Source organism: Streptomyces humi, from assembly GCF_001005085.2.
Taxonomy (GTDB): domain Bacteria; phylum Actinomycetota; class Actinomycetes; order Streptomycetales; family Streptomycetaceae; genus Streptomyces; species Streptomyces humi.
Window position 1 is genome coordinate 38,428 of sequence record NZ_LBMU02000064.1, and the last position, 7,329, is coordinate 45,756.

General features: G+C 73.4%; 4 protein-coding genes. 2 read left to right on the forward strand and 2 right to left on the reverse strand.

All coding sequences use genetic code 11. From position 1 onward, the window contains the following. Positions 1 to 97: 97 nt before the first annotated feature. Complete coding sequence (locus tag AAW13_RS47030) at positions 98 to 1,489, forward strand: DMT family transporter (protein WP_240528752.1); 1,392 nt, start codon at positions 98 to 100, stop codon at positions 1,487 to 1,489. Here the strand turns inward: AAW13_RS47030 and AAW13_RS26810 are convergent. Continuing rightward, positions 1,479 to 2,729, reverse strand: a complete 1,251-nt coding sequence (locus AAW13_RS26810) for a transglycosylase family protein (RefSeq protein ID WP_046727903.1) — start codon at positions 2,727 to 2,729, stop codon at positions 1,479 to 1,481. The genes AAW13_RS47030 and AAW13_RS26810 overlap by 11 nt on opposite strands. 354 nt (positions 2,730 to 3,083) lie before the next feature. Between AAW13_RS26810 and gndA the strand changes: the two genes are divergently transcribed. Then, positions 3,084 to 4,523, forward strand: coding sequence for an NADP-dependent phosphogluconate dehydrogenase (gndA, locus tag AAW13_RS26815; RefSeq protein WP_046727904.1), 1,440 nt, complete (start codon positions 3,084 to 3,086; stop codon positions 4,521 to 4,523). Between the two features lie 60 nt (positions 4,524 to 4,583). On the opposite strand, the gene AAW13_RS26820 is transcribed toward gndA, so the two are convergent. After that, positions 4,584 to 6,956 carry a hypothetical protein gene (locus AAW13_RS26820; protein ID WP_046734651.1) on the reverse strand — a complete coding sequence of 791 codons (2,373 nt, stop codon included), beginning with the start codon at positions 6,954 to 6,956 and terminating at the stop codon, positions 4,584 to 4,586. Positions 6,957 to 7,329 lie beyond the last annotated feature (373 nt).

A 7,329-nucleotide genomic window follows, 5' to 3' on the forward strand; every position in this document is an offset into this window, starting at 1 on the left:
CGACGGGAAGCAGCCGGGCGGGCAGAGTGTTGCTCATGGAAGCCGACCGATCACCGCGCGGGACCGAGAGACCGCGCCCGACGCAGAGGAGCCGTGGATGAGCGCCCTCGCGTTGTCCGTGTTGCTTTCCTTCGTCTCCGCCGTCGCCTACGCGGGCGGAGCGATCGTGCAGGAGCAGGTGGCGGTCTCCTCCCCCGGCGAGCAGTACGCGCCGCTGCGCCGTCCGGGCTGGTGGGGCGCGATGGCGCTCAACGGCCTCGGCGGCCTGCTGCACGTCGTCGCACTGGCCTGCGGCCCGCTGAGCCTGGTCCAGCCGCTGGGAGCGCTCACCATCGTGTTCGCGCTGCCCATGGCGGCCCTGTTCGTCGGCCGCAGGGCGGGTGCCACCGCCTGGCGGGGCGCGATCATGGCCACCGTGGGTCTGGCCGGGCTGCTCTCCCTGGTCGGCTCCTCCGACTCGCACGCCCTCGACTCCGCCGGACGGATCGCGGTCGCGCTGGTCACCGGCGGTGCGGTCGTCGCGCTGATGATCGCGGGCCGGGCCGCGCACCGGCACCCCGCGGTGCGCAGCGTGCTGCTCGCCACGGCGTCCGGCATAGCCTTCGGCATGTCCTCGGTGTTCACCAAGGTCGTGGCGATCGACTGGGACGGCGGGATCGCGCCGGCCGACCTGATCTGGCTCGGCGTGATCGGCGCCTACGCCGTGGCGGGCGTCATGATCTCCCAGGCGTCCTACCGCGGCGCCGGCCTCGCCGCGCCGCTGGCCACGCTGACGGTGGTCAACCCCGTACTGGCCGCCGCGGTCGGCATCACGATGTTCGGCGAGGCGTTCCGTTACGGCGCGACCGGCACGCTGCTGGCCCTGGGCTGCGCGGTGGTGGCGGCGGGCGGCCTGATCCTGCTGACGACGGAACGCATCGAGGGCACCCCGCACCCGGCCCCGGAGACAGCGGCCTCTACGGCCTCCCCCGAACCCCTGGTCGAGGCGCTGGTGGAACTGGCGGAGACGGTCCTGCCGCAGCAGGCGGCCCCGGCCTCCGCGGGCCTGGCGGACCCCGGCCTGGCGGACGCGGGCCTGGCGGACGCGGGCCGAGTGGCGGCGGGCCCGGCGGGCGCCGCGGGCAAGCCGGTGCGGACCGGTTCGGCGGGTGTCCGGTTCGCGGACGGCGGCCTCGTGGGGATTCCGGCGCCCGGCGGGGAGCCGGCTTCGGCCGGTCTCACAGGAGCGCGGGCGGCCGGGGGCGACCTCGCCGGTGCCTGGCCGGCCGCGGAGGCCGGACTCGTGGGCGGCCCACCGGTGACGGAGGCCCCCGGGGCGGGCGAAGGGCCGCCGCCGGCCGGTGCTTTCCCCGGCGGCGACGGCGCGACGGGCACCGCGGCGGTCTCGATGCCGCAGCAGCGCACGGCCTCCAAGGCAGACGTGGCCGACGTCCTGCTGCCCGCCGCCGACTTCGTGCTGGACCGGCACCGTACGCGGGTCAGATCCTGACGCCGCCGGCCCGCAGATAGGCGAGCGGGTCGATGTCCGAGCCGAACCCGGGCCCCGTCCGCACCTCGAAGTGCAGATGCGGGCCCGTGACGTTCCCGGTGGCGCCCGAGCGGCCGATCCGCTGGCCCGTGGACACGCTCTGCCCGGCCCGCACCGAGATCGCCGACAGATGGCCGTACTGCGTGTAGCGGCCGTCGGCGTGCCGGATCACCACCTGGTAGCCGTACGAGCCGCCCCAGCCGGCCGTGACGACCTGACCGGCCTCGACCGCCTTGACGGAGGAACCGGTGGGCGCGAGGAAGTCGACGCCGGTGTGGTAGCCCTTCGACCAGTGCGAGCCGGACGCGTGGTACGCCGTGCCGATCGGGGCGTCGACCGGGGCCACGAGCGAGTGTGCGTGCCCGGTGTGGGTGGAGGCCTTCTTCGTGCCAGCCTTCGTCCCGGCCTTGGTCCCCGCCTTCGACCCGGTTCCGGTACCGGTCCGGGTCCGGCTCTTCGTCTCGGGCTTCGCCTTGGTCTTCGGCTTCGCCTCGGTCTTCCCGGCCGCGGGCTCCGCCTTGGCCGCCCGGCCCGTCAGGCTCAGCCGCTGACCCGGCAGGATCAGGTCGGGATCGGCGCCGACCGTCGCGCGGTTCGCGGCGTACAGCCGGTGCCAGCCCCCGGTGACGTCGTGATCGTCGGCGATCCCGGAGAGCGTGTCGCCGCGCACCACCGTGTACATCTCGGCCTTGCCGGCCCGCGACTGCGGCGTGGTGTGGGGCTGCACATCCCGTACAGAGCTCTTGGCGGGCCGCGTCCGGGCGCCGTCGGTGTGCGTGCTCCCGGTGTGCGTGCTCCCCGTGTGCACGTCGGGGCTGCCGCCGCCGCGGGTGAGCCCGCCCCGCACCGAGCAGACCGGCCAGGCGCCCGGCCCCTGCCCGTCGAGGACCTTCTCCGCGACGGCTATCTGCTGGTCCCTGGTGGCGAGGTCGGCCCGCGGCGCGTACCTGGTGCCGCCGTAGGCCTCCCATGTGGACTGGGTGAACTGGAGCCCGCCGTAGTAGCCGTTGCCTGTGTTGATGTGCCAGTCACCGCTGGACTCGCAGGCGGCGACCTTCTCCCAGGTGGACACGGAGGCCGCTTCGGCGCTCCCCGCGGCGGCGAGCGGGATCGCCAGCCCGGCGCCGCCCGCCGTGACGGTGAGCGAGGCGCGGTTGATCCTGTTCGGCTGGTACCGGCGGTGCCGGCCGCGTTCGGCCATGTCTGGAGCCCCCTCGCCACGCGCATCAGGAAGGCCAAAAGTAAGCGTCCCGAACAGGCCATGACAAGACAGCAATCAGCCGCCTCTCGCCCCCGGGGACACGGCCGTCACCCGGCGAAGGGAACCGGCCGGAAACGGACTTGACGTGACGTCGGCGGAACGGCGGCGACAGGACCTCCCCGGAGTGTTTCGCGAGGTTACTGAGGCGTCGACCCCATGTCATCCGTATCTGCAAGTGCGGCCGGTCGAACGGCGGGTCAGGATGGCCTTTGGGCAATACTGGCCGGGCAGGAGCGGCAGCAGCATCCCTTGCACGTGCTACGGGATCGACTTGATCTTTGAGGAGCAGGCGGTATGAGCACTTCGGCGCAGATCGGCGTCACGGGTCTCGCGGTCATGGGCCGCAACCTCGCCCGGAACTTCGCGCGCAACGGCTACACGGTGGCGTTGCACAACCGCACGGTGTCGAAGACACAGGAGCTGGTGGAGAACTTCGGGGACGAGGGCGACTTCATCGCGGCCGAGACGGCGAAGGAGTTCGTCCAGGCGCTGGAACGGCCGCGTCGGCTGGTCATCATGGTCAAGGCGGGCGGTCCGACGGACGCGGTGATCGAGGAGTTCGCCCCGCTCCTGGAGCCCGGCGACATGATCATCGACGGTGGCAACGCGCACTTCGCGGACACCAGGCGGCGCGAGAAGGCGCTGCGCGAGCAGGGCATCCACTTCGTCGGCATGGGCGTGTCCGGCGGCGAGGAGGGCGCGCTGCACGGGCCGAGCATCATGCCGGGCGGCCCGAAGGAGTCGTACGACTCGCTGGGCCCGATGCTGGAGAAGATCTCGGCGAAGGCGGCGGACGGCGCGCCCTGTGTGACGCACTGCGGCCCCGACGGCGCCGGGCACTTCGTGAAGATGGTGCACAACGGCATCGAGTACGCCGACATGCAGCTGATCGGAGAGGCGTACCAGCTGCTGCGTGACGTCGCCGGGTACTCCCCCGCGCAGATCGCCGACATCTTCCGCACCTGGAACACGGGCCGGCTCGACTCGTACCTGATCGAGATCACGGCCGAGGTGCTGGCCCACGTGGACGCGGCGACCGGCAGGCCGTTCGTGGACGTGGTCGTGGACCAGGCCGAGCAGAAGGGCACCGGCCGCTGGACCGTGCAGATCGCCCTCGACCTGGGAGTGCCGGTGTCGGGCATCGCCGAGGCGGTCTTCGCGCGCTCGCTGTCCGGCCACGCCGGCCTGCGTGCCGCCTCCCGCGACCTGGCCGGCCCGAAGCCCGCGCCGCTGTCCGAGGCGGAGGCCGGGGCGTTCGCCGACCGGGTGGAGCAGGCGCTGTACGCGTCGAAGATCGTGTCGTACACGCAGGGCTTCCACGAGATCCAGGCGGGCAGCGACGAGTACGACTGGAACATCGACCTCGGCGCGGTCTCGGCGATCTGGCGGGGCGGTTGCATCATCCGGGCGGCGTTCCTGGACCGGATCCGCGCGGCCTACGACGCCCGTGCCGACCTGCCGAGCCTGCTGTCCGACGAGACGTTCGCGCGGGAGATCGCCGAGGCGCAGGACGACTGGCGTGAGGTCATCATCGCGGCGACCCGGCAGGGGGTCGCGGTGCCCGGCTTCTCGGCGGCGCTGGCGTACTACGACGCGCTGCGCGCGGAGCGGCTGCCCGCGGCGCTCACCCAGGGGCAGCGGGACTTCTTCGGGGCGCACACGTACCGCAGGGTGGACCGGGACGGCTCGTTCCACACGCTGTGGGGCGGCGACCGCGACGAGGTCACCGCTTAGGACCGGCCGTCGCGGGGCGTGGCCGGGCGGCGGCCCGGCCACGCCCCGCGGGTGTGCGGCCTACGGCGTCCGCAGCGCGCGCAGGAGGGTGTCGCGCAGGGCGAGGAGCCTGTCGTCGGAGGTGTAGCCGCGGTGGCCCTCTATCGGCGGGAACACCGGCTGCCCCGGGGTCCGTAACGGGGTCGGCGGGATGACGTTCCGCTCGCTCCAGCACAGGTCGACGCCCGGCACCCGCACGGGCCCGGCCAGCGGGTCGGTGTCCCGCCACACGTTGGTCCAGGCGGCCAGCCCCGCCGGGCCGCCTGGCGCCAGGTCCGCCAGGGACCTGCGGCAGACGAACGCCGGGTAGGTGCGCGAGAAGTAGACGGCCGGGCAGCCGGTGGTCAGCAGGGCGATGCGGGCCCGCCGGTCGGGTTCCAGCTGCCAGATCGCGGCGAGCGCCAGGACACTGCCCATCGACGCCGCCCGGATCAGCACCCGTCTGTCGTCGCGGTCCAGCAGCACACGCAGCCGGTGGACCAGTTCGGGCACCGCGCGCACCGTCCAGGACGGCGGTGCGAACGGATGCACCGCCCGCGGCCAGAACGCCCCGAACGCCCAGGCCAGACCGGCGTTCTGACGCATCTCGGAGCGGATCGCCAGGGTGCGGAAGGTCAGCAGCATCAGCCCGGCGAGGCCGGCGAACAGCGGCAGGCTCACGGTCTCGAGGAGGCGCGCCGTCAGGTCCCAGGCGTCGCGCAGCCCGGAGGCGTGCACCGGCCGGACGTAGAACGATCCGGCGGTCAGCGCGATCAGCACCGCCAGGACGCCCAGGTTCCAGTCCAGTTCACGCAGCAGGTACTCGTGCCGGCGGCGGGCGGCGCGCAGTTCGCCCACGTAGCGCCGGTCGTCGGTCTGCTCCTCCCGGTCCCGGACGGCGGCGAGGAAGTCCCGCGCCAGCCGCACCGGCCCGCGCCGGGAGAGCGGCCTCGCGGAGCGCTCGCCGCGGGCCAGGAAGGTGAACCAGAGGCCGGCCCGGGTCACCGCCCAGGCGAGGGTGCCGAGCAGCAGCACCGGAGGCAGCGCCATCCCCATCACGTCGACCGGCCTCGGTACGTCGGGGCGCTGGCCGTCACGGGCCAGCCAGGCGCCCGTCCACAGGGCGAAGCCGGTGGTGTACAGCCAGGCCACGAAACAGGCGACGACCGCCATCGCCGGTCCGGCCGCCCCGTACAGCGCCATGTGGCGCCGGGTGCCGCGCCTCGGCAGCACGGCGGAGGCCGCGGCCAGGATGAGCACGCAGAGCGCCTGCACCAGCAGGACGACCGTCGACTGCACCTGGATGCCGGGCAGTTCGGCGTCGGTCGACCACCGGCGGTCCGGCACCAGGCAGTACAGGACGGCTGCCACGTTCACGGCGACGCAGCCGGTCAGGGCGAGTTTCGGATAGCGGGTGGGCCACAGCGGGAGCGGCTTCGACGCCGCCGCCCGGCGGCTCAGCCACGGCAGCGGGCGGCGCGCCCAGCGGCTCAACAGGACGGCCGGACGGGAGAGTTCCACCCGGTACAGGCGTGGCACCGAGGCCACCGTGAGCAGGGCCATCACCACGATCACCGCGAACAGCAGCACCCCCGCGCGGGTGGGACCTCCGTTGCCGCGCATGTCCTGGGCCAGCGGGGTCCAGGTGAGCAGGCCCGCCGTGGTGAGCAGCCCCGCCCACACGTGCTGGGCGGCCATTCCGGGATCACGGCGGTTGTACTCCCAGAACCCTTCGAGTTCCAGGTTCTCCTTGTGGGTGAGGTGCTGCTCCCGGACCGCCCGGTTGGCGGTCTCCTCGGTGACGGTCTTGAGCACCGGCAGGTACTCCTGCTTGGTGTCCCGCGCCATGAACAGCAGGACGAACACCACCAGGAACGGCACGACCGCGGCCACCACCAGCCCGACCCCCGCACCGGACTCGTCCCAGCCGCGCAGCAGCCGTACCGCCGGGTTGCCGGGGTCGCAGACCCCTCGGGCCTCCGGGGCGCACTGCCAGGCGAACTGGTCCAGGGCGAGCTCTCCGAAGGCGCCGACGACCAGCACGGTGAACGACAGGGCCAGCAGCCGCGCCCCGAACTCGTACAGCCCGCCGGCCACCCGGCGCAGCCGTCCGTCGCTGCGGACCGGACGGTACGGCTGCATCCAGTCGACCATGTTGACCAGCAGGAACGGCATCAGGAACAGCCACAGGGCACGCGAGGCGCCACCGATGGTCAGCCGGGTCCAGTCGTACACCTCGTGGTGCGTCCCGAGGCGTTTGTCCAGGTCGACCAGCCGGGTGCGGTAAAGCCCGGCCTTGTCGTCACCGCTCTCCCTGCGGACCTCGGTGGCCCTGGTCAGCAGCCTGTCCCGGTCGACCGGCCCGAGCCCGGGCACCTGTAGCTCCACGACCTCCACGGACGCGACGTCGTCCATCGCGCACCCCCGTCCCCCGAAGACACATCCCCCTGCGAAAACGCTGACAGGGATCGAGCCGTCACACAACGGAGTTGCGGTACCAGAAAATCTCACCCTCAGTAGAGGGTTCGAGGACCCGTCACTCGTTCGGAGCCGTGGGGCACCGTCACGCCGTCACTCGTACGGAGCCGTGGGGCGCCGTCAGGTGGACGCCGCCCTCAGGTGAGGGGCGGGCCCGGTTCCGGGTCCGGGGCCGGCTCCGGACCCGGCGGGATCGGGGACGGCGGTGCGGGGTCGGGGGGCTGCGGGGTCGGGACCGGACCCGGTCCCGGGGGCGGCGGGGGGGGTGGCGGCTCGGGCCCCGGGGGTGGCTGGGGGGTGGGGACCGGGC

What these genes read in the sequence shown, in the direction of transcription:
- AAW13_RS47030 (WP_240528752.1), top strand. Translation starts at nt 98, where the DNA reads ATGAGCGCCCTCGCGTTGTCCGTGTTGCTTTCCTTCGTCTCCGCCGTC.
- AAW13_RS26810 (WP_046727903.1), bottom strand. Translation starts at nt 2,729, where the DNA reads ATGGCCGAACGCGGCCGGCACCGCCGGTACCAGCCGAACAGGATCAAC.
- gndA (WP_046727904.1), top strand. Translation starts at nt 3,084, where the DNA reads ATGAGCACTTCGGCGCAGATCGGCGTCACGGGTCTCGCGGTCATGGGC.
- AAW13_RS26820 (WP_046734651.1), bottom strand. Translation starts at nt 6,956, where the DNA reads ATGGACGACGTCGCGTCCGTGGAGGTCGTGGAGCTACAGGTGCCCGGG.